The organism is Paraburkholderia sediminicola (assembly GCF_902859805.1).
GTDB lineage: Bacteria > Pseudomonadota > Gammaproteobacteria > Burkholderiales > Burkholderiaceae > Paraburkholderia > Paraburkholderia sediminicola.
The window spans coordinates 393444-419169 of record NZ_CADIKC010000007.1 but is presented as its reverse complement, the minus strand read 5'-3'; the positions used below and the strand labels follow the sequence as shown (position 1 = coordinate 419169).

At 63.0% G+C, this 25726-nt stretch carries 24 protein-coding genes; 11 read left to right on the top strand and 13 right to left on the bottom strand.

Features of this window, described 5'->3' with window-relative positions; all coding sequences use genetic code 11:
* Positions 1–63: 63 nt before the first annotated feature.
* From R8871_RS24985 to R8871_RS24960, 6 genes are all read right to left on the bottom strand, one after another.
* Entirely contained in the window at positions 64–1611 is a 1548-nt protein-coding gene (locus tag R8871_RS24985; protein WP_175052854.1) for a 2-isopropylmalate synthase, read from the bottom strand.
* 367 nt (positions 1612–1978) lie between these two features.
* Complete coding sequence (gene pssA, locus R8871_RS24980) at positions 1979–2848, bottom strand: CDP-diacylglycerol--serine O-phosphatidyltransferase (RefSeq protein ID WP_175052853.1); 870 nt, start codon at positions 2846–2848, stop codon at positions 1979–1981.
* Positions 2849–2872: 24 nt separating this feature from the next.
* Entirely contained in the window at positions 2873–3511 is a 639-nt protein-coding gene (locus tag R8871_RS24975; RefSeq protein WP_054034968.1) for a phosphatidylserine decarboxylase, read from the bottom strand.
* Between the two features lie 134 nt (positions 3512–3645).
* Positions 3646–4662: a ketol-acid reductoisomerase gene (gene ilvC / locus R8871_RS24970; protein WP_012432364.1), complete on the bottom strand. Its 1017-nt coding sequence runs from the start codon at positions 4660–4662 to the stop codon at positions 3646–3648.
* A 131-nt stretch (positions 4663–4793) separates the two neighbouring features.
* A complete protein-coding gene (gene ilvN, locus R8871_RS24965; protein ID WP_011487482.1) occupies positions 4794–5285 on the bottom strand; it encodes an acetolactate synthase small subunit in 492 nt (163 codons plus the stop codon).
* Between the two features lie 112 nt (positions 5286–5397).
* Positions 5398–7161, bottom strand: coding sequence for an acetolactate synthase 3 catalytic subunit (locus R8871_RS24960; protein WP_175052852.1), 1764 nt, complete (start codon positions 7159–7161; stop codon positions 5398–5400).
* A 363-nt stretch (positions 7162–7524) separates the two neighbouring features.
* On the opposite strand from R8871_RS24960, the gene R8871_RS24955 reads away from it, so the two are divergent.
* The 11 genes from R8871_RS24955 to R8871_RS24905 all read left to right on the top strand — a co-directional run bounded on the left by R8871_RS24955 (position 7525) and on the right by R8871_RS24905 (position 17121).
* Positions 7525–8088 carry an RNA polymerase sigma factor gene (locus R8871_RS24955; RefSeq protein ID WP_054034971.1) on the top strand — a complete coding sequence of 188 codons (564 nt, stop codon included), beginning with the start codon at positions 7525–7527 and terminating at the stop codon, positions 8086–8088.
* Positions 8085–8513: a DUF3619 family protein gene (locus tag R8871_RS24950; protein WP_175052851.1), complete on the top strand. Its 429-nt coding sequence runs from the start codon at positions 8085–8087 to the stop codon at positions 8511–8513. The genes R8871_RS24955 and R8871_RS24950 overlap by 4 nt, the downstream gene beginning before the upstream one ends.
* Before the next feature lie 16 nt (positions 8514–8529).
* Positions 8530–9288, top strand: coding sequence for a DUF3106 domain-containing protein (locus R8871_RS24945; protein WP_175052903.1), 759 nt, complete (start codon positions 8530–8532; stop codon positions 9286–9288).
* A 12-nt stretch (positions 9289–9300) separates the two neighbouring features.
* A complete protein-coding gene (locus R8871_RS24940; RefSeq protein ID WP_175052850.1) occupies positions 9301–9822 on the top strand; it encodes an RDD family protein in 522 nt (173 codons plus the stop codon).
* Positions 9823–9923: 101 nt separating this feature from the next.
* The gene (locus R8871_RS24935; protein ID WP_175052849.1) at positions 9924–10865 is read left to right on the top strand and encodes a UDP-2,3-diacylglucosamine diphosphatase; all 942 of its coding nucleotides are present in this window, start codon (positions 9924–9926) and stop codon (positions 10863–10865) included.
* Between the two features lie 30 nt (positions 10866–10895).
* Positions 10896–11927: a glycosyltransferase family 4 protein gene (locus R8871_RS24930; protein WP_175052848.1), complete on the top strand. Its 1032-nt coding sequence runs from the start codon at positions 10896–10898 to the stop codon at positions 11925–11927.
* 20 nt (positions 11928–11947) lie between these two features.
* Complete coding sequence (locus R8871_RS24925) at positions 11948–12583, top strand: diacylglycerol kinase (protein ID WP_175052847.1); 636 nt, start codon at positions 11948–11950, stop codon at positions 12581–12583.
* Positions 12584–12814: 231 nt separating this feature from the next.
* The gene (locus R8871_RS24920; RefSeq protein ID WP_054034977.1) at positions 12815–13540 is read left to right on the top strand and encodes a TetR/AcrR family transcriptional regulator; all 726 of its coding nucleotides are present in this window, start codon (positions 12815–12817) and stop codon (positions 13538–13540) included.
* 2 nt (positions 13541–13542) lie between these two features.
* Positions 13543–14127 carry an LOG family protein gene (locus tag R8871_RS24915; RefSeq protein ID WP_175052846.1) on the top strand — a complete coding sequence of 195 codons (585 nt, stop codon included), beginning with the start codon at positions 13543–13545 and terminating at the stop codon, positions 14125–14127.
* Positions 14128–14223: 96 nt separating this feature from the next.
* Positions 14224–14970, top strand: coding sequence for an SDR family oxidoreductase (locus tag R8871_RS24910; protein WP_175052845.1), 747 nt, complete (start codon positions 14224–14226; stop codon positions 14968–14970).
* A gap of 252 nt (positions 14971–15222) precedes the next feature.
* Entirely contained in the window at positions 15223–17121 is a 1899-nt protein-coding gene (locus tag R8871_RS24905) for an ArnT family glycosyltransferase (protein WP_175052844.1), read from the top strand.
* 64 nt (positions 17122–17185) lie between these two features.
* Here the strand turns inward: R8871_RS24905 and R8871_RS24900 are convergent, their stop codons facing one another.
* From R8871_RS24900 to R8871_RS24870, 7 genes are all read right to left on the bottom strand, one after another.
* Positions 17186–17791 (bottom strand): DUF924 family protein, encoded by a 606-nt coding sequence (locus tag R8871_RS24900; RefSeq protein ID WP_175052843.1) that lies wholly within the window; start codon positions 17789–17791, stop codon positions 17186–17188.
* Positions 17784–18197, bottom strand: coding sequence for a group II truncated hemoglobin (locus R8871_RS24895; RefSeq protein ID WP_175052842.1), 414 nt, complete (start codon positions 18195–18197; stop codon positions 17784–17786). The genes R8871_RS24900 and R8871_RS24895 overlap by 8 nt, the downstream gene beginning before the upstream one ends.
* Positions 18198–18225: 28 nt before the next feature.
* Entirely contained in the window at positions 18226–20742 is a 2517-nt protein-coding gene (locus R8871_RS24890; protein WP_407673201.1) for an ABC transporter permease, read from the bottom strand.
* A 56-nt stretch (positions 20743–20798) separates the two neighbouring features.
* Complete coding sequence (locus tag R8871_RS24885; protein ID WP_054034982.1) at positions 20799–21410, bottom strand: DUF4126 domain-containing protein; 612 nt, start codon at positions 21408–21410, stop codon at positions 20799–20801.
* Between the two features lie 259 nt (positions 21411–21669).
* Positions 21670–21990: a quaternary ammonium compound efflux SMR transporter SugE gene (sugE, locus tag R8871_RS24880; protein WP_054034983.1), complete on the bottom strand. Its 321-nt coding sequence runs from the start codon at positions 21988–21990 to the stop codon at positions 21670–21672.
* A gap of 153 nt (positions 21991–22143) precedes the next feature.
* Positions 22144–22842, bottom strand: a complete 699-nt coding sequence (kdpE, locus tag R8871_RS24875) for a two-component system response regulator KdpE (protein ID WP_093639564.1) — start codon at positions 22840–22842, stop codon at positions 22144–22146.
* Positions 22835–25669 carry a DUF4118 domain-containing protein gene (locus R8871_RS24870; protein WP_175052841.1) on the bottom strand — a complete coding sequence of 945 codons (2835 nt, stop codon included), beginning with the start codon at positions 25667–25669 and terminating at the stop codon, positions 22835–22837. Before R8871_RS24870 ends, kdpE begins: the two co-directional genes overlap by 8 nt.
* Between the last annotated feature and the right edge of the window lie 57 nt (positions 25670–25726).

Sequence of the window (25726 nt, the reverse complement as noted above, 5' to 3'; positions counted from 1 at the left end):
TCAGGGCACAGGGCTTCTTCACAATCCAGTTCAGCGGGCACGCCATCAGCGCGCCTGCTTCCACTACTCCGAACGTTGCGGATTCAACTTGTCGACGTTCGAATACAGCTTGTTGAGCGCCGAGATATACGCCTTAGCCGAGGCCGCGACGATATCCGGATCGGTGCCCACGCCGTTGACGATGCGACCGCTCTTCGACAGCCGCACGGTCACTTCGCCCTGCGCCTGCGTGCCGGTGGTGATGGCGTTCACCGAGTACAGCAGCAATTCCGATCCGCTCCCCACTTCCGTTTCGATCGCATTGAGCGTGGCGTCCACCGGACCATTACCGCGTGCTTCGCCGGTCACTTCCTTGCCTTCCACCGAGAACACGATCTTCGCGTGCGGCTGCTCGCCAGTTTCTGAATGCTGCGACAGCGACAGGAACTTGTAGTGCTCCCTCTCCTGCGCTTCAGCCGATTCCTCGGTAACGATCGCGATGATGTCTTCGTCGAAGATTTCCGACTTGCGGTCAGCCAATTCCTTAAAGCGTGCGAACGCGGTGTTCAGTTCGCCTTCGCTATCGAGCGCGATGCCCAGTTCCTGCAGACGCTGCTTGAACGCGTTGCGGCCCGACAACTTGCCGAGCACGATCTTGTTCGCGCTCCAGCCCACATCTTCGGCACGCATGATTTCGTACGTGTCGCGCGCTTTCAGCACGCCGTCCTGGTGAATGCCGGATGCGTGCGCAAATGCGTTCGCGCCGACCACCGCCTTGTTCGGCTGCACGACGAAACCGGTGATCTGCGACACCAGCTTCGACGCCGGCACGATCTGGGTCGTATCGAGACCGACTTCAAGGCCGAAGTAATCCTTGCGAGTCTTCACCGCCATCACGATTTCTTCGAGCGACGTATTACCCGCACGCTCGCCGAGACCGTTGATCGTGCATTCGACCTGACGCGCGCCGCCGATCTGCACGCCCGCCAACGAGTTCGCCACCGCCATGCCGAGGTCGTTATGGCAATGCACCGAGAACACCGCCTTATGCGAGTTCGGAATCCGCTCGCGCAGCGTCTTCACGAGCTGGCCGTACAACTCCGGCACGCCATAACCGACCGTGTCCGCAATGTTGATCGTGGTCGCGCCTTCGGCAATCACCGCTTCCAGCACGCGGCACAGGAAATCCATGTCCGAACGGCTGCCGTCTTCGGGCGAGAACTCGACGTCGTCCGTGAACTTGCGCGCAAAACGCACCGCCAGTTTTGCCTGCTCGAACACCTGATCCGGTGTCATGCGCAGCTTCTTTTCCATGTGCAGCGGCGACGTTGCGATGAACGTGTGGATGCGAAAATGATCAGCCGGCTTGAGTGCGTCAGCAGCGCGTTGAATGTCTTTGTCGTTCGCACGGGCCAGCGAGCAGATCGTGCTGTCCTTGATCAGGCCCGCGATCGTGTGGATCGAATCGAAGTCGCCATTTGAACTGGCCGCGAAGCCCGCTTCGATCACGTCCACCTTCATCCGTTCGAGCTGCTTCGCGATCCGGATTTTTTCTTCTTTCGTCATCGACGCGCCGGGCGATTGCTCGCCGTCACGCAACGTGGTGTCGAATATGATCAGTTTGTCGGCCATGTCGGGTCTCCTGAGGAGTCGTTCAATTGTGGGGATCGGATATTGGAATTCGGGCGTTTTGCGCCACCGTTGGCGACGCTATAAACCGCAGACGAGGCAGACGGGGGGCAGAAAACGATAAGCGATCAGCACGCTAGATGCGCCAGCACTAGCGCACCCGCGGCGCACCAGCTTGTTGAGGCTCGTGCTGCAGCTCAAATGGGAACCTGAACGCATTTATCCAACGACTATAGCGGCATTCCCGTCGCCGTGCAATTGGCGTCGGACCTCCCTGCCGCGCGCCGCCGGACGGGCTCGACAACGAAAAACGGCAGCCCGCGAAGGCTGCCGTTTTCTCATGTCACGCCCATGTAACGAAGCTGCGCCGTTACCTGTCCCGCGCTACGGACCGAGCCGGATTCGCCCTGCCTCGCAGCGCCTGGTAGCCCCAGAACACATAGCCCGACAGACCGTACAGCACGAACAGGCCGAACAGCATCAGCGGCGGATCGGACGACACCAGCACGAACGCCACCACCACCAGCAGAATCACGCCGAACGGCACGCGGTGCCGCACGTCGAGCGCCTTGCCGCTGTAGAACGGCGCATTCGACACCATCGTCACACCGGCGTAGATGGTCAGCACGAAAGCGACCCATGGCAGCCACACGAGCTTGAGCGGCACGCGGTTATCGGTGGCGAGCCACACGAAACCGGCGATCAGCGCCGCGGCCGCCGGGCTCGGCATACCCTGGAAGAAGCGCTTGTCGACCACGCCGATGTTCGTGTTGAAACGCGCGAGACGCAACGCAGCGCCCGAACAGTAGACGAACGCCGCGAGCCAGCCCCAGCGGCCGAGATCCTTCAGGATCCATTCGTACATCACGAGCGCCGGCGCCACGCCGAACGAGACCATGTCCGAGAGAGAGTCGAACTGTTCGCCGAACGCGCTTTGCGTATGCGTCATGCGGGCGACGCGGCCGTCCATGCCGTCCAGCACCATCGCCACGAAGATCGCGATGGCCGCGATTTCGAAGCGCACGTTCATCGCCTGGACCACGGCGAAGAAACCGCAGAAGAGCGCGGCGGTGGTAAACGCGTTCGGCAGCAGGTAAATGCCGCGCTTCCTCAGGAACTGCTGACGCTGAGCGCGCCGGCTGTCGACTGCTCCTGTCTCCGCTACGATCGGCTTGTTACGGCGGAACGGACGCGGGAGCTGCCCGCTGCTGCGGGGTCGACGCGGTTTGAATGCGGCCATTCGGAAAACCTCCTTGGTGCCGCTTTATAGTTCAGCGAGGATCGTGGACGACGCGGAAACCTTCTCACCGATCGACACACGCGGACGGCTGCCAACCGGCAGGTACACGTCGACACGCGAGCCAAAACGGATAAATCCATAACGCTGGCCGCGCGTGAGCGGCTCACCTGAACGTACATAGCAAAGAATGCGCCGCGCAATCAGACCGGCGATCTGCACCGAGGTCACCGTCTGGCCGCCGGCCATTTCGATCACGACCGCATTGCGCTCGTTTTCGAGCGAAGCCTTATCCACAGCGGCATTCAGATACGCGCCCGGGAAATATTCGACCTTGGAGATCGCACCGTCCACCGGTGAGCGCTGCGAATGGACATTGAAAACGTTCATGAACACGCTGATCTTCAGCGCTTCACGGTTGGCATACGGATCATGCGCTGTCTCGACTGCGACGATACGGCCGTCGGCCGGGCACAGTACGGCATTCGCCTGAGTCGGAATCGGGCGTGCCGGATCGCGGAAAAACTGCACGACGAAGATCAGGATCAGCCAGAACAGCCATGCAAAGCCGAATCCCGCGAAGGCATGAACCAGTAATGCAACGACGGCCGCGATGGCGATGAACGGCCAGCCTTCTCGCGCGATGATCGGATGAGGGTAATTCATGGATGGCTTCTGTATTTTTGTAAAACCGTAGGATAGCAAAAGCCGCCCAGGGTTCAGCACCCTTGGACGGCTTTTTGCATTACCGGCCGCTGCGACGAGGCGCCGCGCCGGTCAGATGCGATAAAACTGGCTTCTTAGTTCTTCGACTGGTCGACCAGCTTGTTCGCTGCGATCCACGGCATCATCGAACGCAGCTTGGCACCCACCGTTTCGATCTGGTGCTCAGCCGTCAGACGGCGGCGCGATTGCAGCGTCGGTGCGCCGGCCTTGTTTTCGATGATGAAGCTCTTTGCGTACTCGCCGGTCTGGATGTCCGTCAGCACAGCCTTCATCGCCTTCTTCGTTTCAGCCGTCACGATACGCGGACCCGTCACGTACTCGCCGTATTCGGCGTTGTTCGAGATCGAGTAGTTCATGTTCGCGATGCCGCCTTCGTAGATCAGGTCGACGATCAGCTTCAGTTCGTGCAGGCACTCGAAGTACGCCATTTCCGGCGCGTAACCCGCTTCCACCAGCGTTTCGAAGCCGGCCTTGATCAGGTCGACCGTACCGCCGCACAGCACGGCTTGTTCGCCGAACAGGTCGGTTTCCGTTTCTTCGCGGAAGTTCGTTTCGATAATACCGGCACGGCCGCCGCCATTCGCTGCTGCGTACGACAAAGCGATGTCACGTGCTGCGCCCGACTTGTCTTGCGCAACGGCGATCAGGTGGGGCACGCCGCCACCTTGCGAGTACGTACCACGAACCGTGTGGCCCGGCGCCTTCGGCGCGATCATGATCACGTCGAGGTCAGCACGCGGGATCACCTGACCGTAGTGCACGTTGAAACCGTGTGCGAAGGCAAGCGCTGCGCCTTGCTTGATGTTGGCGTGCACTTCTTTTGCGTAGACTTCAGCGATCTGCTCGTCCGGGAGCAGCATCATGACGACGTCCGCGCCCTTGACGGCTTCCGCCACTTCCTTGACTTGCAGGCCGGCGTTCTCAGCCTTGCTCCACGATGCGCCGCCCTTGCGCAGACCGACCGTGATGTTCACGCCGCTTTCCTTCAGGTTCAGCGCGTGAGCATGGCCTTGCGAGCCATAGCCGATGATGGTGACTTGCTTACCCTTGATGAGGGAGAGGTCGGCGTCCTTGTCGTAGAAAACTTTCATGTCAGTTCCTTGGCTAAATTCGGTGAAATCAGTGAAATACAAATACTGCGAATGGTGTGTTGCTTGGCCGGGCTCCTGAAGGCACTGCCCGGCCCCGATCGAAACGTTAGCGAATCGTCGATAAGCGCGCGTCAAACCTTCAGAATGCGCTCGCCGCGGCCGATGCCCGAACTGCCCGTACGGACGGTTTCGAGAATCGCAGTCGCGTCGATCCCTTCAATGAAGGCATCGAGCTTGTCGCTCGCGCCCGTCAGTTCGATCGTGTAGGTCTTTTCTGTGACGTCGATGATGCGGCCGCGGAAAATATCCGACATCCGTTTCATCTCCTCACGTTCCTTGCCGACCGCCCTCACCTTGATCAACATCAGCTCGCGCTCGATGTGGGCGCCCTCGGTAAGGTCGACCACTTTCACCACCTCGATCAGGCGGTTCAGATGCTTCGTGATCTGTTCGATCACGTCGTCCGAGCCAATGGAGACGATGGTCATGCGCGACAGCGAACGGTCTTCGGTCGGAGCCACCGTCAAGGTTTCAATGTTGTAGCCGCGTGCCGAGAACAGCCCCACCACGCGTGATAACGCGCCCGGTTCGTTTTCCAGCAGGACAGAAATAATGTGTCTCATGTTTCGCTTCTTCCAGATGTTTTGTCGATGTATGCGAGCGGTTTCGCGCCGCTTCGTCCGCCTTCGCCCTTTTTGAAGGCGTGCTTGACGAAGCCGGCACTAGAAACCGTCGTTATAGATCTTCCGAACCCATGAGCATCTCAGTGATGCCCTTGCCGGCCTGGACCATCGGCCAGACGTTTTCGGTCGGATCGGTCTGGAAATCGAGAAACACCGTGCGATCTTTCAGGCGCAGCGCTTCCTTCAGCGACGGCTCGACATCGGCCGTGCGTTCGATACGCATGCCGACGTGGCCATACGCTTCGGCGAGCTTCACGAAATCCGGCAGCGCATCCATGTACGAATGCGAATAGCGCTTGCTGTATTCGATCTGCTGCCACTGGCGCACCATGCCCAGATAGCGGTTGTTCAGCGAAATGATCTTGATGGGCGTCTCGTACTGCTTGCAGGTCGAGAGCTCCTGGATACACATCTGGATCGAGCCTTCGCCCGTGATACAGAGCACGTCGTCGTCCGGGTGCGCCATCTTCACGCCCATCGCCGCCGGCAGGCCGAAGCCCATCGTGCCGAGGCCACCGGAATTGATCCAGCGGCGCGGCTTGTTGAAGCGATAGAACTGCGCCGCCCACATCTGGTGCTGGCCGACGTCGGAACACACGAAGGCATTGCCGTCGGTCAGTTCCCACGCCTTTTCCACCACGTACTGCGGTTTGATGATGTCGCTCTTGCGGTCGAACTTGAGGCAATCTTTGGCGCGCCAGGCTTCGATGTCCTTCCACCAGTCGGCGAGCGCCGCGGTGTCGGGGCCATGTTCGGCCGTCTGCAACTGCTCGATCAACTCCTTCAGCACTTCCTTCACGTCGCCAACGATCGGAATGTCGACCTTGACGCGCTTGGAGATGGAAGAAGGATCGATGTCGATATGGATGATCTTGCGCGGGCGCGATGCAAAGTGCGCCGGGTCGCCGATCACGCGGTCGTCGAAGCGCGCGCCGATCGCGATCAGCACGTCGCAGTGCTGCATCGCCATGTTGGCTTCGTACGTACCGTGCATGCCGAGCATGCCGAGGAATTTCTTGTCGCTCGCGCGGTAGCCGCCCAGACCCATCAACGTATTGGTGATCGGGTAACCGAGCAGATCGGCGAACTGGTTCAGCTCACGCGATGCATCCGCGAGAATGATGCCGCCGCCGGTATAGATATACGGACGCTTGGCCGACAGCAGCAAGGCCACAGCCTTGCGAATCTGACCGGAGTGACCTTTCGTGACCGGGTTGTACGAGCGCAGCGAAACGGTCTTGAGCGGTTCGTACTGGCACGGCATCTTCGACACGTCTTTCGGAATGTCGATCAGCACCGGGCCGGGACGGCCGGTACGTGCAATGTAGAAAGCTTTCTTGACGGTGGCGGCGAGGTCGCGCACGTCCTTCACGAGGAAGTTGTGCTTCACGCAGGGACGCGTGATGCCGACCGTATCGCACTCCTGGAACGCATCCTGACCGATCGCAGCAGTCGGCACCTGGCCGCTGATGATCACCATCGGGATCGAATCCATGTAGGCCGTGGCAATGCCGGTCACCGCATTGGTGACGCCCGGGCCGGAGGTCACGAGGCACACACCCACATTGCCGGTGGAACGCGCATAGGCGTCGGCGGCGTGGACTGCGGCTTGCTCGTGGCGCACGAGGATGTGCTGGAATTTGTCCTGCTTGTACAGCTCGTCGTAAATGTAGAGTACCGAGCCGCCGGGATAGCCCCACACAAATTCGACGTCTTCGTCGGCCAAAGCGCGCATGAGCACGGTGGCGCCGATAGAGTCAGCTTCAGGATGGGGGGTCGTATCCGACGTGGAGAATTCCGCGCTGGGCATATTCATTTATTCACCTTTCGAATTTTCGGCAAAAAATTGATCGGGTGCTCTCTGCCGGGCTTGTGGCTCGGGTTCAAGCGGCGCGTCCAGTTGACAGGTGAGCTTCTTGGGCCACACCTCAATTGAGACAAGTCACTTATGTTGCGAACCAGCGAAGATATCTGCAGATGTTCGCGCGGTCAAGCAAATATTGCCCTGGCGCCCTGCCCCTGAATCCCGCAATAGGTCAAAAACGACCGAGATCATGTTATAGAGATGCAAGGTAGGACAGGTTTCGCCCCAGCGGAGCGAAAGTTTGTTAGCATCCGCGAGTTTTACGACATTTTTCGACCGATTACGCGCACGCACGCTGCGCCGACCCCCAAACGGATGGCATCAGACAAGGAACTCGCCGATTTTCTGGCGGGCGTCGAAAGGCGCGCATTCAAGCAGACGGTCTACGCCGTGCGGGACGACGACGCCTCGCTCGATATCGTGCAGGACGCGATGATCAAGCTCGCCGAAAAATACGGCGACCGTCCGGCCGCCGAACTTCCGCTCCTGTTTCAGCGTATTCTCCAGAATGCGATGCACGACTATTTCCGTCGTGCCAAAGTGCGCAATACTTGGGTTAGTCTGTTCTCCTCGCTCGGCAACGCCGACGACGACGAATTCGACCCACTCGAAACATTCGAGGCGCAGCAAGGTTCAGCGGGCTCAGAAAGCAACGAACAGAAACTCGAACGCGAACAGGTCTTACAGTTAATCGACGACGAGATCCAAAAGTTACCGGCACGTCAACGGGAGGCGTTTCTCATGCGTTATTGGGAAGATATGGATGTCGCCGAGACTGCCGCCGCGATGGGCTGCTCCGAAGGCAGTGTGAAAACACACTGCTCGCGGGCCACCCACACGCTGGCGCAAGCGCTCAAGGCTAAAGGAATCACGCTATGAGCTCCCTAGAAACCAAAGAACTCGAGTTCGCCCGCCAGGTGCGCCGCGCGCTCGACGAAACCGCCGCCAGTATTCCGTCCGCCACCGTCGACCGGCTCGCCGTGGCGCGCCGCGCCGCGCTCGCTCGCAAGAAGCCTGAGACCGTGAGCGCGCCGGTGTTCGTGCCCGCCTTCGCCGGTGCCGGCATGCCCTCCGGTATGCCGCAGATCGAGATGCCGCAGCGCCGCCGCTCGCCGCTGCGCCGTTTTGCGCTCGCCTGGCCGCTCGTCGCGCTGGTCGTCAGCCTCGTGGGCATCGCCTACTGGGAAGACCAGCAACGCACCGCCGAACTCGCCGACATCGATGCAGCCATGCTAAGCGACGACTTGCCGCTCAATGCCTATCTCGATCACGGTTTCAACGCGTACCTATCACGCGCCCACTGAGCGGGAGATTCTTCGGGTGAGTTACAAGCGCGGCTTGGCCGTTGTTTTCGGATGCGCGATCGCGGCCCTGGTGTCGTTTGCCGCGACGTATCCGCGCTTTTATCCGAGCCCGTCGACCTCCAGTGCGCCCGCCGCAGGCGGCAACGCAACCGCCAAGACGCCCGCGCCTACGCTCGCCGTCGACCTGCCCAGCCTGTCCGGCAACAATAGCCCGATGGCGTGGTCCCGCCTGAGCTCGGCCGAGCACCTTGCGCTCGCGCCGTTCGCCAGCGTATGGGATTCCTTCAGCGACGAACGCAAGCGAAAATGGATCAAGATCGCCGCGCGTTACCCGAAGTTATCGCCCGATGCACAAAAACGCCTGCATGACCGAATGACTGAATGGGTGCGCATGACACCCGATCAGCGGCGCGTTGCCCGCGAAAACTATCAGGTGTCGAAGGAGTTGCCGCGCGAAACCCGCCAGAACGCGTGGAAGACTTATCAGCAATTGCCGGAAGAACAGAAGGAGCGGCTCGCCGCAAGCGAGCGGAAGCGGCGCCCGAGCGTCGTGAGTGCGCCGCCGTCCGGCAAGACCGAGATCAAGGGCATCGACCGTTTGGTCAATGCCCGCGAGCACGGCGCGAGCGGTGCCGCAGCGGCGAGTGCCGCGGCGGCCGCTCAATTGCCGAGCCCGGCCGTCACGCCGGCGATTCCGGCTGCGGGCAGCTTCGTACCCGCCACGCCGGTGCCGGTTTCGCCGGCTGAGGCGCCGTCGATCTTCAACGGCTCCTGATCCGCGCCCACTGTGTCCCAGCCGCTCGCCACCTCGACACTGCCCGCTGAATCACCCGGCGCCGCGCCCACCGTTCGGCGGCGCCTCGCCGCGCTGCTCTACGAAGCCGTGATCCTGTTCGGCGTCGTGTTCATCGCCGGCTACCTGTTCAGCACGTTGACACAGCAGCGCAACGGTCTCACCCATCACAACCTGCTCGCCGCGTGGATCGGCCTCGTGGTCGGTCTGTATTTCGTCTGGTTCTGGACCCACAGCGGCCAGACGCTGCCGATGAAAACCTGGCGCCTGCGCGTCGTCGCCGCTAACGGCGCGCCGCTGTCCACAGGCCGGGCGATCGGTCGTTACGTGCTGGCGTGGCTGTGGTTTTTGCCGCCGCTCGCGCTGCATCCGCTGCTGGGCCTCGCCGTGCCGCAGACGCTCGTGATTGCCGCGATCTGGTTCGTGCTGTGGGCCGCCACCGGCCGTTTCGATTCGCAGCGTCAATTCCTGCACGACCGCCTCGCCGGTACGCGCGTGATCAGCGTCGAGCGCTGAGCCTCCCAATCCCGCCACAGTAATAAGAACTTCTCGTGACTGTCACGGCACGGTCACGCGCGACTGGCGCAATACGGGCACCGCAACTCGACGCGTGAGCCATGGACCCCAAAACGTCCGCGACTTCCCTGTTCCGCCAGACCGGCCCGAGCGTCGACCCTGTCGCGTTCCGCCCGGAACCCAACCCTAGCCACGGCTTGCCGTTGCCCGTGCCGTCATTGCCGCTCGACGCGCACGCCGGCCAACACGACGACGATCACGCCGAACCACACCGCTATCGCACCATCTGGCTGTCCGACATCCACCTCGGCTCGAGCGGTTGCCAAGCGCCGTATCTGCTCGACTTCCTGCGTCACAACGAGTCGGAATACCTGTACCTCGTGGGCGACATCATCGACGGCTGGCAGTTGAAAAAAGGCTGGTACTGGCCGCAGGCGCACAACGACGTCGTGCAGAAGGTGCTGCGCAAAGCACGCAAAGGCACCCAGGTGATCTACGTGCCGGGCAATCACGACGAAGCCGCGCGCCAGTTCTGCGACCTCGCGTTCGGCGACATCCACGTGCGTGGCGAAGCGTTCCACACGACGCTCGCCGGCAAGCGCCTGTGGATCGTGCACGGCGATCTGTTCGACGGCGTGATCCAGCACGCGAAGTGGCTCGCCTATCTCGGCGACACGCTCTACACGATGATCCTCATCCTGAACCGCTGGTTCAACCGGATCCGCAGCCGGCTCGGCTTCCCGTACTGGTCGCTGTCGCAATACCTGAAGCATCAGGTGAAGAACGCGGTGAATTTTATTTCGTCGTTCGAGCGCGTGATGACCGACGAAGCGCGCCGCCGCGGTTGCGACGGCGTGGTCTGCGGGCACATTCATAAAGCCGAAATCCGCGACATCGACGGCGTGCTGTATTGCAACGACGGCGATTGGGTCGAAAGCCTGTCGGCGCTCGTCGAGACGTATGAAGGCGAACTCAAGGTGATCTACTGGACCGTGATGCGCGCACCGGAAGTCGGCGTGCAAAAGGCCCGGGCGACCGCGTAGTCCCTCTCCACTTCTATTGGGCCGAAACCGATGAAGATCATGATCGTCACCGATGCATGGGAACCGCAGGTCAATGGCGTCGTGCGTACGCTGAAAAACACCACGCGTGAACTCACCGCACTCGGCCACCAGGTCGATCTGCTAACGCCGCTCGAATTCAAGACGATTCCGTGCCCGACCTATCCGGAGATTCGCCTGTCGCTGCTGCCGCGTCGCAAGCTTCATCAGCGCATTGACGAATTCGCGCCCGACGCGCTGCACATCGCAACCGAAGGCCCACTCGGCATGGCCGCGCGGTCCTATGCGATCAAGCACAAGCTGCCGTTCACCACCGCTTATCACACACGCTTTCCCGAATACGTACAGGCGCGATTCGGCATTCCGATCGCTGCCACCTACAAGTTTCTGCACTGGTTCCACAAGGCGTCTCTGGCGGTGATGGCGCCCACGCCCGTGGTCAAGGCGGACCTCGAAAAATTCGGCTTCACCAATGTGGTGTTGTGGACGCGCGGCGTCGACCTCGACATCTTTCACCAGATGGACTCGAAGGTTCTCAACACCGCACGGCCGATCTTTCTGTACGTGGGACGTGTAGCAGTCGAGAAGAACGTCGAAGCGTTTCTCAAGCTCGATCTGCCCGGCTCCAAGTGGGTGGCTGGCGAAGGCCCGGCGCTCGCCGAACTGAAATCGCGCTATCCGCAAGCGAACTACCTGGGCGTGCTGACGCAAGCCGAACTGGCCAAGGTCTACGCGGCCGCCGACGTATTCGTATTCCCGAGCCGCACCGATACCTTCGGGCTCGTGCTGCTCGAAGCGCTCGCCTGCGGCACGCCGGTCGCGGCGTATCCGGTGACCGGTCCGATCGACGTGCTCGGCGACGGCGGCGCGGGCGCCATGCATGAGGACTTGCGCGAGGCTTGCCTCGAAGCGCTGAAGATCGAGCGCAGCCATGCGCGCGCGTGGGCGGAACGCTTCTCGTGGGCAGCCGCATCCGAGCAGTTCGCGGCGCACCTGAAGCCGCTGCCGCGGACGTCGTACAGCGAGGAAAGCGCCGCCGCGTGAAGCGACGCGCCGAGCCGTTTATGCGAACCCGAAACTCCAACGCGGCACGCGCGTCGAAAGGCGCGCTGCGCGCTGTCGACACCGAAGCCGCCGGCATCGAGCCGTTCGACGACGTGAGCGAGAACGGCACGCCGAATCATGTCGATCACGCGAATGGTTTTCACGGCATGAACGGCGCAAGCCTCGAGGGTCACGCGAACCCCGAGAGCGAGCCGCACAACGAACCGCTCAGCCCCGACGATCCATTCGCGCCGCTCCCCTTCAATCCGTACAAGGGCAATCGCGGCGTCACCCGCGCGTGGCACGCGATGAAAAATTCGCTGGCCGGGTTTCGCGTGGCAATCCGCGAGGAAAGCGCGTTTCGCCAGGAGCTCACGCTCGCCGCAATTCTGATTCCGTGCGGCGTGCTGGTGCCGGTCGATCCCGTGTCGCGTGTGTTGCTGCTCGGCTCGGTACTGCTCGTGCTGATCGTCGAATTGCTGAATTCGAGCGTCGAGGCGGCCATCGACCGGATTTCGCTTGAGCGCCACGAATTGTCGCGCCGTGCGAAGGACCTCGGCAGCGCGGCGGTCATGGTCGCGCTCGGCATGTGCGTGATGACATGGGGACTGATCGTTGGACCGCTCGTCGTGCATTGGATCAAAGCGTGGCTATAAGCGTGGCGATGGAATTCGCGCCGCAGCACCACCTGACGCCCTTTCCCGGCGTCCCAAAGAATGAAAACCCTGAGTATCCGTTTGGTATAAGAACGGTCGGTTTATAATCGTCCGACAGTCTCACGGGAAACCGCTGAGACGCTCAATCAAAATACCAACCACGTCCGGGTGGATCACGCTGGAGCGGCAAGCCGCCACGCGCCCAGCCCGGCGAAACCAGGGCCGGACGACATGGAAGCCAAACCTCCCCGCCGCACCCGCGAACGGATACTCGAACTATCGTTGAAGCTGTTCAACGAGATCGGCGAGCCGAACGTCACAACGACGACGATCGCCGAGGAAATGGAAATCAGTCCAGGCAACCTGTACTACCACTTCCGCAACAAAGACGACATCATCAACAGCATCTTCAGCCAGTTCGAGCAGGAGATCGAAAAGCGTCTGCGCTTTCCCGACGACCACCGCGCGACGATCGACGAGATGTGGTCGTACCTGCAGTACATGGTCGATTTCACCTGGCGCTATCGTTTCCTGTATCGCGACCTGAACGATCTGCTGGCGCGCAACCGCACGCTGGAGACACACTTCAAGCAGATCATCAGTCACAAGGTGCGCTTTGCGAGCCAGTTCTGCGAGCAACTCGTGGCCGACGGCGAAATGGTCGCCACGCCCGAAGAGTTGCACGTGATCGCCACCAATGTCGGCGTGATCGGCACGTACTGGCTGTCGTATCAGTTCGTGATGAACCCGCGCAAGTACAACGAGCAGGAAACGATTCGCGCGGAATTGCATCAGGTAAGCGTGCAGATCGTCTCGCTGATGGCGCCTTATCTGCGCGGCCGCTCGCGGCAGATTTTCGACGACCTCGTCTCGGGCAAGCTGCCCAAGCGCGAGTTCTACGACTACCTGCCGCCCAAGGAAGGCGCCGCGCCCCGCAACGAACCGAAGGACGTTTGAGAATGAAGTCGGTGTGTGTGTATTGCGGCTCCTCCGACGGAGCCAGACCCTTGTACGCCGAAGCCGCGCGCGCCTTCGGCCGCGCGTTGGTACAGGCCGATCTCGCGCTGGTCTATGGCGGCGGCAAGGTCGGACTGATGGGCGTGATCGCCGATACGGTGATGGCCGAAGGCGGTCGCGCAATCGGCGTGATTCCCGAGTTGCTGGTCAACAAGGAAGTCGGCCATAACGGGCTGACCGAGTTGCATGTCGTGCCCGACATGCATCATCGCAAGAAGATGATGGCCGATCTGTCCGACGCGTTCGTCGCGATGCCGGGCGGCGCGGGCACGCTCGAAGAGCTGTTCGAGGTCTACACGTGGGCGCAGCTCGGCTATCACCAGAAGCCGGTGGCACTGCTGAATATCGACGGTTTCTACGATCCGCTGATCGCGCTCCTCAAGCACACGGTGGACGAAGGTTTCATGCGGCAGACCTATTTCGACATTCTGCAAAGGGATGCCGATCCGGTCGCGCTGATCGACAAGCTGCAACGCTACAAGCCGCCTGTCAGCGACAAATGGGCCGTCAAACGCGACGCCGTTTGATCGTAGTTTGAACGCCGCGCGCCGCGCTTTTTCAAGCGCCTGAACGAACACCCACGCCGCGCACTCCCGCGGCCCCGCCCGAACGACGAGGTTGCAATGACGAAAACCGTTCTGATCACCGGTGGCAGCCGCGGCATTGGCCGCGCGACCGCGCGTTTGTTGGGCGCACGCGGCTGGTCGGTCGGCGTGAATTACGTACAAAACCTCGCCGCCGCACAGGAAACCGTTGCTGAAGTGGAACGCGCCGGCGGCCAGGCGTTGCCGATTGCCGGCGACGTTGCCAGTGAAACCGACGTGATCGCGATGTTCGACGCGCTCCAGCAAAAGTTCGGCCGGCTAGACGCGCTCGTCAACAATGCCGGAATCGTCGCGCCTTCGAGCCGGCTCGCGGATATGGACCTCGCGCGCCTGAAGCGCATGTTCGACGTCAATGTGCTCGGCGCGTATCTGTGCGCGCGCGAAGCCGCGCGCCGGATGTCGACAACGCGTGGTGGAGCGGGTGGTGTGATCGTGAACATCTCGTCGGCGGCCTCGCGTTTGGGTTCGCCGAACGAATACGTCGACTATGCCGGCTCGAAGGGCGCCGTCGACACCATGACGATCGGCCTCGCCAAAGAACTCGGCCCAGAGGGCGTGCGCGTGAACGCGGTGCGCCCCGGCCTGATCGATACCGAAATCCACGCCAGCGGCGGCAAACCCGAGCGCGCGGCCCAGCTCGGCGCGACCACGCCGCTGGGGCGCCCCGGCAGCGCCGACGAAGTCGCCGAGTCGGTCGTCTGGTTGCTGAGCGACGCCGCATCGTATGTGACGGGGGCATTGCTCGACGTCGCCGGCGGACGCTGAATACCGCGTTCCTGTTCTCGCGGCCGGCGGTTTCGCACCGTCGCCTTCTCCTTTCCCCACATTCCATTCCCGTCAATTTGATGAGGAATCGGCTCAATCTGTTCGGCTGAACGCTATATTCCGCGCTTTTTCTGTAATTGACCGTAATAAACTCGGACTACAATCGCAGCATTCGCATGCAACCGCATGTGACGCATAGCCAAAGCATAAGTCCGCTGCCCACGTCGCCGCGTACAGTAATCAGAGATACCAATGCACGAAAAGCCATCCGGGCCCTGGCGCTCGGGGAAGGTCGCGATTGCGACGTCAGCGCCGGCCGAATCCGCAGCACCCGCAAGGCCCGCCCCTGCAGAGCCTCTCGCTCCGGCTCCGGCTCCCGCTTCGCGTGGCGCCCGGCGTTTGCGCGCGCTCACGGCGGCCCGTCCGTTGATGTGGCTGGTCGCGCTGGCGATCCTGTGCGCGTGGCTCCTGCCTGGCACCTTGGGCCACGAACCCTGGAAGCAGGACGAGACCTACACGTTCGGCATCATTCAGCACATGCTCGACACCGGCGACCTGGTCGTGCCGACCAACGCCGGCCAGCCGTTCGTCGAAAAGCCGCCGATCTACGACTGGGTCGCCGCGGGCCTCGCGTGGATGTTCGGCCGCTACCTGCCTTTGCATGACGCCGCACGCCTCGCGAGTGCGCTCTTCGCCGGACTGACCGTCTACTACACGGCGCGCGTCGTTCGCCGCGCGGTGGCTGCCTCGAGCTGGTTCGATATCCGCGTGATCGGCACGCTGGCCTTGTTCGCGAGCACGCTCGTCGTCATCAAGCACGTGCACGACATGATGACCGACGTCGCGCTGATGGCCGGCGCCGCGATGGGCTTTTGCGGACTATTCGAACTCGTCCTCGTGCATCTGCGCGACGACGCGCGCCTGCTGCGGGGCGATGCACGCCGCCGACGCCACGCGATTCTGAGCGGCGCGGCGATGTTCGGTGCGGGCGTCGGCATGTCGTTGCTGGCCAAGGGCCTGTTCGTGCCGCTCGTGTTCGGCGCCACCACCGTCGCGGTACTGGTGCTGTATCCCGCCTGCCGCACGCGCAGCTTTGCAGGAGCGCTCGGTTTCTCCGCGCTGGTCTGCGCACCCTTCGCGCTGATCTGGCCGATCTGTTTCTATCTGCGCTCAGAAGCGCTCTTCAAGGTCTGGCTGTGGGACAACAACATCGGCCGCTTCTTCGGCTTTTCGGTGGCGGAACTCGGCTCTGAAAACGAAAGCCGTTGGTTCGTCCTGCGCACCGTGCTGAGTGTCGGCTTTCCGGTCGTGCCGCTTGCCTTGGCCGCGCTCGCCGGCGGCGGATGGCGCCGCTGGCGCGATCCGCGTGTCGCTCTGCCGGTGATCTTCGCGGGCACCGGGTTCGCCGTATTGCAAAGCTCGGCAACGGTGCGCGAACTGTACATCCTGCCGTTCATCGCCCCGCTCGCGCTGGTGGCAATGAACGGCATCGAAAAGCTGCCGCGGCGTCTGCACGCAGGCTGGGACATGACGAGTCGCGTGCTGTTCGGCAGCACGGCCGCACTCGCGTGGATCATCTGGTCGATCATGAGCGATCCGGCCAACACGCATGCTTCACTGCACCGGCTCGGCCGCTGGTTGCCGCTCGACTGGGTGCTGCCGGTCAAGCCGGGGCTGATCGCCGCCGCGCTGCTGATGACGCTCGGTTGGCTGTGGCTCCTGCCGGTCTTCAAATACACCGGCAAATGGCGCGGGGTGTTGAGCTGGTGTGCAGGTGCGATTCTCGCGTGGGGCCTGGTGAGCACGCTGCTGCTGCCGTGGCTCGACTACGGAAAGAGCTACCGTTCCGTGTTCGAAAACCTCGGCGCCAGAATGAATATCGAATGGAACGACGGGGATTGCATGGCCAGTATGGACCTCGGCGAATCCGAAGCGCCGATGCTGTACTACTACACCGGCATCGAACATCAACCGACCACGAATACCGCGGCGACCGAGTGCACGTGGCTGATCCAGCAGGGGCGCCGTGACAATCCGCGCGCGCCGGCAGGCGATTGGCGGCTGTTCTGGTCGGGTGCGCGTCCGGGCGACACCGACGAGCTGTTGCGGGTATTCGTGCGCACGCCGGCAACGCCCGCGCGCGGCGAGTAGCACGTGGCGGCGGATGGCGCGCCCGGACTACGCCCGGGTCTGCGCCTGCGCGTTGCCGTTACGCCTAGAACGACGAGCCGGGCTCTTTCAGGAAGGCCTTTTCTTCATCCGTCGACTGGCGCCCGAGCAGCGCATTGCGATGCGGAAAGCGTCCGAAACGTTCGATGATTCTGGCGTGCCTGACCGCGGATGAGTAGTAGGACGCACCGCCCGGCTCCGCCTTCAGCTGTTTGAACAGGCGCAGCGATTCGTGCTGGCTGGCGAGCGTTTCGTCGTGTTCGAATGGTAGATACGCGAACGCGCGGTGGTTCACGGTCGGCAACAAGAGGTCGGCACCGTCGGCGATCATCTGTTGCGCGATGCGCAGCGCGTGATGGTCGGCGGCGAAAGCGCGTGGTGTATTGCGGTGGCAATTGCGCGAAAACTGATCCAGCACGATGACGACCGCCAACGCGCCGAGCGGTGTCTCTGTCCAATTGTCGAGAGACCCTGCGCGCCCCGCGTCGATCAGTGCCCCGAAACGTTCCCGCAGCATCGCATCGAAGGCAGCGTCGCGGGAGAACCAGAGTTTGCGCGCCTCACCGAAGGTGGGCGTATTCGGAGCGCCGAACCAGCAATCCAGGACCGCACGCGCCTCTGCTGCTTCCGGCTCCGCTACCCGCTCAACCATTGCGATTGCGCATCCAGTCCGCAGTCTCGAAGAACGACGCCAGCAAGCGCTCCCTCAACGGCTCGGAAAGCCCAACGTCTTCCATCGCCCACGCCATGCAGCGAAGCCACTGATCCCGCTCGCTGGACGCAATCGGAAATGGCATATGTCTCGCGCGCAGCCGCGGATGGCCAAAGCGGCTGATGTAATGATCAGGGCCGCCCATCCATCCGCACAGGAACCAGAAGAACTTGTCGCGCGAGCCGTCGAGCGACTCGGGATGCAACGCGCGAATCCCGGCGAATTCCGCTTCGAGATCCATCAAGTCATAAAACCGGTCGACCAGTTCGCGCACGCGCGCTTCGCCGCCCACCAGTTCGAAGGCCGTCGGCTGTGCCGCGGACACTTCGTCGTTAAGATCGCTCATACCCAATCACAAAAACAGGAAAGAAAAATCACGCATCTCGCAGCGATTGCAATGCGGGCCGCGCCAGCACGTGCCGCAAGCTGAGCCAGCCACCCACACCCGCGCAGGCAATGCCGGCTGCGATACCGGCCGGCAACAACCACGGATCGAACGCCAGGTAAAACTCGAACACGCGCGTCGCCAGTTGCCAGCCGATTACCTGCGCACCGAGCGCCGCCATCAAGCCGGCAAGCGCGCCAACGGCCACGAACTCGGCGACCTGCACCGCCCGCACCTGGCGATGCGAGGCCCCCAGCGCGCGCAGCAGCGCGGATTCTCGCATACGCTCGTCGCGGGTGCCGGCAAGCGCCGCGTAGAGCACCAGCACGCCGGCCGCTAGTGTGAACGCGAACAGGAACTGCACCGCGCCGATCACCTGCTGCAGGACACGTTGCACCTGCGCCAGAATCGGACCGGTGTCGATTGCCGTGAGGTTCGGATAGGCGGCGATCAACCCGTCGATAGTCGATTGCTTGTCGGGCGGTAAATGGAAGCTTGTGATGAAGGTTGCCGGGAAATCCTGCAAGGCGGCCGGCGGCATCAGCACGAAAAAGTTGACCTTGAACGAGCCCCAGTCGAGCTTGCGCACACTCGTCACCGGCGCATCGACCTGCAGACCGGTCACGTCGAAGCGCAACGTATCGCCGGGCTTCACATTGATCAGCTTCGCGAGCCCCTGCTCGATCGAAATCTGCGGCGTCTTCGTGTCGCCATACCAGGTGCCGGCAGAGAGACGGTTATCGTCGGGCAGCTCGGTGGTGTACGACAGATTGAATTCGCGGTCGACGAGACGCTTCGCATCGTCTCCCTTGAACGAATCCGGATTGACCGGCTTGCCGTTGATCGCAATCAACCGGCCGCGCACCATCGGCGCGAGCACCGTGCCGGGCACGCCGTGCGCGCCCAGATACTGCGTGACGGCGTCGCGCTGATCGGGCTGGATATCGATGATGAATTCGTTGGGCGCATCGGGCGGCGTCGATTTGCGCCAGCCGGCCACCAGATCATTGCGTGTCATCGCGATCAGCAACAGGCACATCAGACCGATACCGAGCGCGGTAATCTGCAGCGCACTCGCGCCACTGCGCCGCTCCAGCGAGGCCAGCGCGTAGCGCCAGCCGATGCCCGCATTCACACGCTCGCTGCGCACGACACGCGAAGCGCCCCACAACGCCAATCGTGCGATGCACGCGAACACCAGCAGTCCGCCGGCGAAGCCGCCCGCAACGATGCCGCCGAGCTTCAACTCGCCCGCCGCGACAATCAGGAGTCCGGCGAACAGCACGATGCCAAGCGCGTATGCGGCCCAGGCAGTGCGCCCCGCTTCGCCCCATTCGCGGCGCAGCACGCGCACCGGCGGCACGCGCGTCAGCGGCAACAGCGGCGGCAACGCAAACCCGAGCAACAACACGAGACCGGCCGCGATACCTTCGAGCGCCGGCCATGCGGTTGGATACGGCAGCACGACATCGATCAGACTGCCGAGCCACGTCAGCAACGCCATGTGTCCCAGATAACCGAGCGCCACGCCGAGCGCGCCACCGATCAAACCGAGCCCCACGAATTCAAGCGTGAACAGCGTGCGCAGCGTCGCCTGACTCACTCCAAGACAGCGCATCGCCGCGCAGCCGTCCAGATGCCGGCGCATATAGCGGTGCGCGGCCATGGCGATCGCCACCGCCGCGAGCAACGCGGTGAGCAGCGAGACCAGCGTGAGAAAGTGGCTCGCGCGGTCCAGCGTCTGACGCACTTGCGGCTGACCGTCCTGCAACGACTCGAGCGCGACGCCGCGCATCTTGCCGCCGTCCACCTTGTCGTGCGCGAATTGCGCGAAACGCGCCACCGACGCGTCCGAGCCCGCCACCAGCAAGCGATAAGTCACGCGACTGCCGAAGGTGATGAGGCCGGTCGATGGGACATCGTCGGCACGCAGCATCAAACGCGGCGAAAAATTGACGAACGAGAAGCCGCGGTCAAGTTCGCGCGTAATCATCGCGCCGATCGTGAAGCTGCGGGACCCGACCTTCACGGCATCGCCGACATGCAGCTTCAATGCATCGAGCAGTGCCTGGTCGACCCAGACCGTGCCCGGCGCCGGAATCGATTGGGTAGGATGGTCCGCCGCGCCCGGCGCCGGCGCAATCTTCAACGCGCCACGCAACGGATAACCCGGCGACACGGCCTTGATGGCGGCCAGCCGCGAGACCGGTTGCGCGCCGGTCGAGTTGATCATGCTGGGGAAGATCGCCGTGGTGGCGGTGTTCAGACCGAGTGCGCTGGCTTGTTGCGCGAACTGCGGATCGACAGGATGATCGGCGCGGACGATGAAGTCAGCAGCGATCATGCGCCGCGCATCGCGCTCGAGTCCCTGATGCAAACGGTCAGCCAGAAAGCCGACACTCGACAGCGCCGCGACGGCCAGCACCAGCGCCAGCAGCAGCATCGTCAGTTCGCCGGCGCGCCAGTCGCGTGCCGTCATACGGATAGCCTGGCGCAACAGATCCATACTGCCCAACCGGCTCGCTGCCTTGGCGCGCGCCGTTACCCCGCGTCCCGTATCGCTCAATCGTGCCGACTCCTGGCAAAGCGCGACACCATGTGCGTCGCCATCCCGCGAAAACCGCCCTGCACCCCACGCCACAGACGCGGCAACGCCCAGGCGGCCAGCATCAGGAAGCCCACCATCAAGACCAGGAACAGAAGCGGCACAAACAGCGCGAGCAGCATGCCGCCGAACACGAGACCGTCTTCAGCGGTCGAGGTCACGACATTCGACACCGGTTCCGGCGACAGATTGATCAGCGCGCGCGTGCCCGCTTTGGCCAGATGCGCGGTGCCCGCCAGCGTACCGCCTGCCAGTGCAGCGACCGTCAGCAGCGCAGGATCGGCATGGCCGAGCGCGCCGGCCGCCAGCACGGCGCCGGCGGGAATGCGGATAAAGGTATGGATCGCGTCCCATAGAGAATCGAACGCGGGGATTTTATCGGCGAGAAATTCAGTGACCGTCAGCACACCGGCGACACCGATGACCCACGGCGAGGACAGCGCGGACAACGTATCGGGGAGATGGATGAAGCCCAGACGTGCGAAGACGCCGGCCAGCAGGACTGTGAGATAGAGGCGCAGGCCGCTGCCCCATGAGAGGCCCGCAGCGAGCGAAAGTGATTCAAGCATGGCCGCCTCCAGGCGCGCTGTGCGTGCCGGGCGCTTCGACGGGCATTGGAAAAGGAGCAGCCGCACCGAAGTCGTCAGACCCGCGCCAAGCCGGCCGCGCCAAATAGGCCGCGGGCAAATTCAGGTTGGATTCGATCTCATTATAGCCACGTTAATTCGCAGAACGCAGAGCGACTAACAAATGGCGGACTCTAATGGCAGCATATTGGCGCACTGTTTGAGCGCACGCAAACACGATATTCGGACCAGCCAGCGGGGCTTAGTGCCCCGATGACAGCTTCAAACCGATCAATCCGATCACGATCAGCGCTGCGCTCGCCACCCGAGCGACCGTCAGGGCCTCGCCCATCATGACGATGCCGAAGATGAACGCGCCGACCGCGCCGATCCCCGTCCAGACGGCGTAGGCCGTGCCGAGCGGCAGCTGGCGCATCGCCATGGCGAGCAGAACAAAGCTGCCGAGCGCGGTCACGATCGTGAACACGGACGGCCAGAGCCGGGTGAAACCTTCGGAGGTTTTGAGACCGGCCGCCCACGCGACTTCAAGCAAACCGGCAATCAGCAGAAGAATCCAGGACATTAGACAGCTCCATGATCAGATGGGGCCGTCCCCGTTTGTAGCAGTGCGCAAGGTCGTCCTTACGAACTGTAATTATACCAAATTAGGGCGTCGCCTTGCTGCGGCGACAAGTCGCAAAGGCGCGCACGGGCGCAACGGACTCCCAGCGCAGGCTCAAACCGCGCCCACCAGCCGGTATCCCACGCCCGTTTCCGTGACGATATGCTCCGGCTGCGCCGGGTCGCGCTCCAGTTTCCCGCGCAGATGCGCCATGTAAATACGCAGATAGTGATGGCTCTCCACATGCGACGGCCCCCACACGTCGCGCAGCAGTTGCCGGTGCGTCAGCACGCGACCGGCGTGACGCACCAGCGTCGCGAGCAAGCGGTATTCGATTGGCGTGAGATGGACGGCCACGCCATCGCGGCTCACCTGACGCAAGGCCAGATCGACCGTCACCGCGCCGAAGCGCACCACCGGCGATTCATTCGCACCGCCCTGATTGCGGCGCCGCATATGCGCGCGGATCCGCGCCAGCAATTCGGAGACGCCGAACGGCTTGGTGAGGTAATCGTCCGCGCCGGCATCGAGCGCGGCGACTTTCTCGGTTTCCTGGGTGCGCGCAGACAGCACGATCACCGGCAGTTCGCTCCAGCCGCGCAACTCGCGAATCACGTCGAGACCGTCGGTGTCGGGCAGGCCGAGATCGACGATGACGAGATCGGGTTTGCGCGTCGCCGCTTCGACGAGACCTTGCTTGCCGGTCTCGGCGTCGTGCACGACGATGCCCTCGCCTTCCAGCGCGGTTCGCACGAAGCGGCGAATCTGCTTTTCGTCTTCAATCAGGACGACTGTGATGCTCGGGTCACTCATGGCTGGGCTTGGAAAGCGGGTTAGGAGTTGAATCGAGGTCCGGCAAGGCATCGGCGCCTTCGTCTTCCAGCGCATCCGGCGCTTCGGGCGGCGTTTCCACCGGCAGCGTGAACCAGAAGCGCGCGCCTTCGACGCGACCGTCCGCGGACATCCGATTGAGCGCGCCGATTGTACCGCCGTGCGCTTCGACGATTGCGCGGCAGATCGCGAGGCCGAGGCCGATGCCCGGCTTGGCCGACTCTTTCTCGCCGCGCGTGAATTTCTCGAACACACGCGCTTCCATGCCGGCCGGCAGACCCGGTCCGTTATCGTCGACCGCGACGCGGACAAACGACTTGCCGTCCGCATCGAGACGTTGCGCGCCGATTGTCAGGGGCGTGTCCGGCGGCGTGTACTTGGCCGCGTTCTCAAACAGGTTGGAAAAGAGCCGTTCCATCAGCACGGCATCGAGATGCAGCAGCGGCAAATCCGCGGGCAGCTTCACCTGTACGGGATGATTCGCCAGTACACGCCTGCAGGCCCGCAACGCGGCGCCCACCGTTTCTTCGAGCAGCGTCCACTGCTGATTTAATTGCAGGCTGCCGGCTTGCAAGCGCGCCATGTCGAGCAGATTGGTGACGATGCCGGTCATACGCAGCGCTTCTTCGTGAATGGCTTCGACGAGATCGTCGCCCGGTTGCGCACCGGGATGCGCCTCGCGCGATTGCGCCAGCATCGACGAGAAGCCGACGATCGTGGTCAACGGCGTACGCAGGTCGTGCGAAATCGCCGAGAGGAGCGAATTGCGCAAGCGCTCGGATTCCATATTGACGAGCGCATCGCGTGCAATGTCGACGTAGTGCACACGCTCAAGGGCCAACGCGATTTGCGCGGCGAACGCGTCGAGCATGCGCTGCTGCTCGGGCACGTCCAGCTCACGCTCATCGCGCATCACAACTGCGAGCACACCGCGCGTGCGCATCGGCGCCTTCAGCGGCAGATACAGCGCGGCGGCGGCCGGCAGCGTATCGGTGCCTTGCCCGGCCGGTTTCTGCTGGTCGTAGACCCATTGGCCGACGTCGATATCGAGCATCTCGCCTTCGAGCGTGATCGCCGCATCGGGGTCCTCGATCTTCTGCTTCACCTGATCGGCGCTGTCCGGCAACAGAATCGCGACGCGCGCGCCGAACACTTCGCTCACGTGCCGGCTGCCGATGCCGACGATCTGCTCCATGGTGAGCGCCGCCGCCAGTTCACGCGCCATTGCGTACATCGCACCTGTGCGTTGCTCCCGGCGCCGCGCCACGCTCGCCTCGCGCCGCAAGCTCGACGTGAGATGGCTAATAACGAGCGACGTCAGCAACATGCCGAAGAAGGTCAGCAGATACTGCGTATCGGACACCGACAACGACATGCGCGGCGGCACGAAGAAAAAGTCGAATGCCGCCACGCTCATGAACGACAGCACGACGCCCGGCCCGCGCCCTAGCTTCACGGCCGTGAAAATCACGCCGAGCAGGTAAAGCATGACGAGGTTGGTCAGATCGATATGGTCGATCAACTGGCTCGACAACAGCGTAATGGCCGCGCAAATCGCCAGCGCGATGCCATAGGCGCGCGGCGGCGAACGACGTTCGCGCGCCGTGCTCAGCGCCTCGCGCCACGAGTTGGCGGTGGTGTTCAGCAATCGGCGATGTTCAGCGCCATCACGTTCCGACGACGCGCGAATCAGCGTGAGATCGAGATCGCCCGCGCGTTCGGCGATGCGCTCGCCGAGCGGACGGCGCAGCCAGCGCTTAATGCCGGTGCGCGCCGACGCGCCGGCCACCAGCTTCGAGACGTTGCGAGCCTGTGCGTAACCGATCAGTGCGGCGACCGCATCGGTACCGGCGAGCGTCGCGGTTTCGGCGCCGAGTTCGGCGGCGAGCTTCAAGGCGTTCAGCGTGCGTTCGCGGCGCGCGTCGGGCAAACGCTGCAGCGCGGGCGTTTCCACATAGACGGCGATCCAGTCGGCCTTCAGGCTGGCGGCGAGACGCGCCGCCGCGCGCACCAGCATCGGCGCTTCCGGGCCAGGGCCGATGCACACCAGCAAGCGCTCACGCGCCTGCCAGATCCGCTGAATTGAACGATCGGCGCGATATTCCCGCATCTGCGCATCGACGCGGTCGGCGGTACGGCGCAGCGCCAGCTCGCGCAACGCGATCAGATTGCCCTTGCGAAAGAAGTTGCGCACCGCGCGCTCGGCCTGCTGCGGCAAATACACCTTGCCGTCGCGCATCCGGTCGAGCAGTTCTTCGGCGGGCAGGTCGACCAGCGTGACTTCGTCCGCGCGGTCGAACACGCGGTCGGGCACCGTCTCCCAGACGCGGATGCCGGTAATCTGGCCGACCACGTCGTTCAGGCTTTCGAGGTGCTGGACGTTGACCGTGGTGTAGACGTCGATGCCCGCATCGAGCAGTTCGTAGACATCCTGCCAGCGCTTCAGATGCCGTGCGCCCTGCACGTTCGAATGCGCGAGTTCGTCGACAAGAATCAGTTGCGGCTTGCGGGCGAGCGCGGCGTCGAGATCGAACTCGCCGAGCTTGCGGCCGCGATACTCGATATGCTGAAGCGGCAGCACGTCGAGACCCTCGAGCAGCGCTGCGGTTTCGCTGCGGCCATGCGTTTCGGCGATGCCGACCACCACGTCCGCGCCTTCATCAGCGCGGCGCCGCGCGGCCTGCAACATCGCATAGGTTTTGCCGACGCCCGCCGACGCGCCGAAGAAAATCTTCAGCCTGCCCCGCTGACGTTTTTCTTCGTCGCGTTGCAGCTTGTCGAGCAGTTCATCAGGATCGGGGCGGTTCATGCTCAATGGTTTTCATAGTAAGGCGAGCGATAGTGCATGCATGGTGGCACGGCAGCG

Excerpts from the sequence above, each read along its gene's own strand:
- R8871_RS24985 (WP_175052854.1), bottom strand. The coding sequence starts at position 1,611 with ATGGCCGACAAACTGATCATATTCGACACCACGTTGCGTGACGGCGAG.
- pssA (WP_175052853.1), bottom strand. The coding sequence starts at position 2,848 with ATGGCCGCATTCAAACCGCGTCGACCCCGCAGCAGCGGGCAGCTCCCG.
- R8871_RS24975 (WP_054034968.1), bottom strand. The coding sequence starts at position 3,511 with ATGAATTACCCTCATCCGATCATCGCGCGAGAAGGCTGGCCGTTCATC.
- ilvC (WP_012432364.1), bottom strand. The coding sequence starts at position 4,662 with ATGAAAGTTTTCTACGACAAGGACGCCGACCTCTCCCTCATCAAGGGT.
- ilvN (WP_011487482.1), bottom strand. The coding sequence starts at position 5,285 with ATGAGACACATTATTTCTGTCCTGCTGGAAAACGAACCGGGCGCGTTA.
- R8871_RS24960 (WP_175052852.1), bottom strand. The coding sequence starts at position 7,161 with ATGAATATGCCCAGCGCGGAATTCTCCACGTCGGATACGACCCCCCAT.
- R8871_RS24955 (WP_054034971.1), top strand. The coding sequence starts at position 7,525 with ATGGCATCAGACAAGGAACTCGCCGATTTTCTGGCGGGCGTCGAAAGG.
- R8871_RS24950 (WP_175052851.1), top strand. The coding sequence starts at position 8,085 with ATGAGCTCCCTAGAAACCAAAGAACTCGAGTTCGCCCGCCAGGTGCGC.
- R8871_RS24935 (WP_175052849.1), top strand. The coding sequence starts at position 9,924 with ATGGACCCCAAAACGTCCGCGACTTCCCTGTTCCGCCAGACCGGCCCG.
- R8871_RS24930 (WP_175052848.1), top strand. The coding sequence starts at position 10,896 with ATGAAGATCATGATCGTCACCGATGCATGGGAACCGCAGGTCAATGGC.
- R8871_RS24925 (WP_175052847.1), top strand. The coding sequence starts at position 11,948 with ATGCGAACCCGAAACTCCAACGCGGCACGCGCGTCGAAAGGCGCGCTG.
- R8871_RS24920 (WP_054034977.1), top strand. The coding sequence starts at position 12,815 with ATGGAAGCCAAACCTCCCCGCCGCACCCGCGAACGGATACTCGAACTA.
- R8871_RS24915 (WP_175052846.1), top strand. The coding sequence starts at position 13,543 with ATGAAGTCGGTGTGTGTGTATTGCGGCTCCTCCGACGGAGCCAGACCC.
- R8871_RS24910 (WP_175052845.1), top strand. The coding sequence starts at position 14,224 with ATGACGAAAACCGTTCTGATCACCGGTGGCAGCCGCGGCATTGGCCGC.
- R8871_RS24905 (WP_175052844.1), top strand. The coding sequence starts at position 15,223 with ATGCACGAAAAGCCATCCGGGCCCTGGCGCTCGGGGAAGGTCGCGATT.
- R8871_RS24900 (WP_175052843.1), bottom strand. The coding sequence starts at position 17,791 with ATGGTTGAGCGGGTAGCGGAGCCGGAAGCAGCAGAGGCGCGTGCGGTC.
- R8871_RS24895 (WP_175052842.1), bottom strand. The coding sequence starts at position 18,197 with ATGAGCGATCTTAACGACGAAGTGTCCGCGGCACAGCCGACGGCCTTC.
- R8871_RS24890 (WP_407673201.1), bottom strand. The coding sequence starts at position 20,742 with ATGGATCTGTTGCGCCAGGCTATCCGTATGACGGCACGCGACTGGCGC.
- R8871_RS24885 (WP_054034982.1), bottom strand. The coding sequence starts at position 21,410 with ATGCTTGAATCACTTTCGCTCGCTGCGGGCCTCTCATGGGGCAGCGGC.
- sugE (WP_054034983.1), bottom strand. The coding sequence starts at position 21,990 with ATGTCCTGGATTCTTCTGCTGATTGCCGGTTTGCTTGAAGTCGCGTGG.
- kdpE (WP_093639564.1), bottom strand. The coding sequence starts at position 22,842 with ATGAGTGACCCGAGCATCACAGTCGTCCTGATTGAAGACGAAAAGCAG.
- R8871_RS24870 (WP_175052841.1), bottom strand. The coding sequence starts at position 25,669 with ATGAACCGCCCCGATCCTGATGAACTGCTCGACAAGCTGCAACGCGAC.